This window comes from Peribacillus sp. CSMR9 (genome assembly GCF_033141925.1).
In the GTDB taxonomy this organism is placed as follows: domain Bacteria; phylum Bacillota; class Bacilli; order Bacillales; family DSM-1321; genus Peribacillus; species Peribacillus simplex_A.
The window spans coordinates 1-2771 of sequence record NZ_JAOPHO010000147.1; the positions used below are offsets into that span (position 1 = coordinate 1).

A 2771-nucleotide genomic window follows, 5' to 3' on the forward strand; every position below is an offset into this window, starting at 1 on the left:
TATTGAGTACACAATAATTCCCGTTATAATTGCTTGAGCAAAAAGAAAATATCCTAAAATTTCTTTCATATTCTACTCCCCTTAGTTAAGCTAATAATATAGTTCAACATTCATAGTGTCGATTCCTTGTTCAACTAAACTGCCCCGTTAGTGCCATAAGAAAAGAGCTGCCTTAAACTCCGATCTTTGGCAAACGCACCTGTTAGTTGAAGAGGAAATCATTGTTTATATTTACTCATTGTTTGTCCTTATTCCACTTATATGGAATTTTAGACCAATTAAATAACAGAATAAACAAGAACATTATAAAACAGACAATTATGTTATCTATCCAATTAACCTCTTTGTTAGCAATAAATTTCCAAACGGTTAATACCACAAAATATATTAAGGGAAATCTGATGCTTTGCTTAAACATAATATCACCGACTTCATTCAAATTTTTTCTGCGAATTTTTGTTATACAACTAAACTGCCCCGATAGTTGCATAAAGAAAAGCTGTCTTAAAGATAGCTCCGATCTTCAGCTAACACACCCGATAGTTCATTAAGGGAGAACAATTTATCATTAAATATTGAGAGTATTCTTTGTACTTATTTATTTTTCAGTTCTTTTTTTATTTCTAGAATCGTTAAACCTTTCTTTTTTAATTCTTTGATTTCCTCTAAACGCTCAGATGCAACAATTCTTGGATAACGTCTTGTCAAACGTATGTCCTCTTGTTCAAATGGTAGCATTCCTTCTTCTGTATAAAACTTAATAGTGCTATATCGGATATCTGTTAAACGGACTAATTCGCTTATGCTAACAAAATCCGAATTTAATATATCTTCATATGAACGTCTTCGTCCCATAGTCTGTCTCCTTTTATATCACTACAGCAGATGTTAAAATAATAGCATCCATAAACTCTATTTCTTTATTGATATTTTTGATATCTTTCCATCTTTTATGGTCATTCTGTTTTAGTTCTTTTATTCTATTCTCTAATTGCTTCACCTCATAAGAAGAAAAATATTGTTTGAGTAATTTGCTTGATTTTAAAAGTAAAGAAAGTGTAATAATTTCTACTGTTACTTGTTCAGGTTCGAGTAGTTCTGCTCTAATCCTTTGAACTATTCGTTCTCGAGCAGCTTCACTGTTATCAGATTTTGCTAAAAGTTTTGTATAAAGATCCCTTCTGTTTTTTGAAGGAATACTTAAATAACGCATCCAGCGTTTAAAGGTAATCGGCTGTTTACTGTTAATCAGTATCAGTAATTGCTTTAACGCTTCATTATTCGAATTATAACTTTCATCAGTAACAATAATTTTATTTTTTTCATCAAATGCAATCAGATTATTAATTAAGAGGTCAAAAAACATACCACCAACGGCGTACATTTGTATAATCCTTTTACGACCAATAAAGGAAAACCTGATTTGTCTTCCTTCACTCAGAGTGATAAATTCTTCTCCTATAACTATATCCCTCATTACTTCATCCACCTTTCAATTTTCCACAACACTTACTACATACTACATACTACTTAAAAAAGTATATTACATAAATTCCCACATATCCACCATTAGAAATAAAAAGTTTAAAAAATCCCCATTCCATCGGAGGGGATCACTTGAATTTGGTTATTTCTTATGGAACTATCCTGCCCCGATAGTTCCATAAAGAAAAGCTGCCTTAAAGACAGCTCCGATCTTCAGCTAAAGCACCCTTTAGTTCAATAAAGGCTATTAAATTTTTTCTAAATTTTTAATGAGTCTGATAATCCAATACAATGCTATCCACGGAAGTATGAACTTTGTAGCCCATTCAATTACATTAGGAATTAAATATGATGAGTTTATATTAAATAACTGAAGTATTAGCCAAAGTATCAATAAAACTATGATACCAATAATTAAATTTTTCATTTAGATAGCCCCCCTATAATCTCATATTACCATAATAACCCATTATTCTTCTTCAACTAAACTGCCCCGATAGTTCATTAAGAAAAAGTTGCCTTAAAGACAGCTCCGATCCTTATTTCACAATCTGTTCTTGTCCAAAATGATATTTTCCTTTTTAACTATTACTTTAAACATTAGTTTCTTAAGGAAAAAAATTATTGTATTATGTATAGCAAAATGTTGCATTTTTTATGGCATCTTCGGGAATAAAAACTTTATTATCCTTTATTTTGTATGGGATATCATTTTCCTTTAATCTTTTTGTGTCAATATCCTCAGCACTATCTCCCCATTGTACATATTCTCCAGAATAGTTTTTTTGACAACCACAAATTATTGTTAAAATAGTAATTAACGTAAAATACCTCATAAGTACCTTCATTATTTCAACTCCTTTAGACTTTTTCGCCGAATTTCGTAGCTGATCCACCCGTTAGCTAAAAATCCAATTTATTTATCATTATCTAAATCATCATCAAGAAAAGACTTTTTATCTTCTTTAATTCCATACTTATTTTCAAGAAATTGACCAATTATTGAACTGTTTATTCCTTTCCTTACTGCTGTTTCGATAACTATATATAGAATAAATAACCCAACAAAGCCGTAAAAAATTGAAAGTATAATACCCATAATTTTAGCTCTCCTAATAAAATTCATTAATTTAACGTTACCATAAATTAGTAATAATGGTTAGGCTTTTAACATAGCTCTTCTTCAAGTATCCTGCCCCGTTAGTGCCATAAATCGAGTAGGAGGAGGCGCCTAGCCTCCGACCTCTCACACCACCGTACGTACCGTTCGGTATACGGCGGTTCAG

4 protein-coding genes are annotated in these 2771 nt (G+C 31.2%); all 4 read right to left on the reverse strand.

Annotated elements, in window-relative coordinates; translation table 11 throughout:
* Positions 1–594 precede the first annotated feature (594 nt).
* Complete coding sequence (locus N9I19_RS24325) at positions 595–855, reverse strand: MerR family transcriptional regulator (protein ID WP_061461223.1); 261 nt, start codon at positions 853–855, stop codon at positions 595–597.
* Between the two features lie 13 nt (positions 856–868).
* A complete protein-coding gene (locus N9I19_RS24330; protein ID WP_317779269.1) occupies positions 869–1477 on the reverse strand; it encodes a GPP34 family phosphoprotein in 609 nt (202 codons plus the stop codon).
* A 637-nt stretch (positions 1478–2114) separates the two neighbouring features.
* Positions 2115–2333, reverse strand: a complete 219-nt coding sequence (locus tag N9I19_RS24335; RefSeq protein ID WP_317779270.1) for a hypothetical protein — start codon at positions 2331–2333, stop codon at positions 2115–2117.
* Between the two features lie 68 nt (positions 2334–2401).
* Positions 2402–2584 (reverse strand): hypothetical protein, encoded by a 183-nt coding sequence (locus N9I19_RS24340; protein ID WP_317779271.1) that lies wholly within the window; start codon positions 2582–2584, stop codon positions 2402–2404.
* Positions 2585–2771 lie beyond the last annotated feature (187 nt).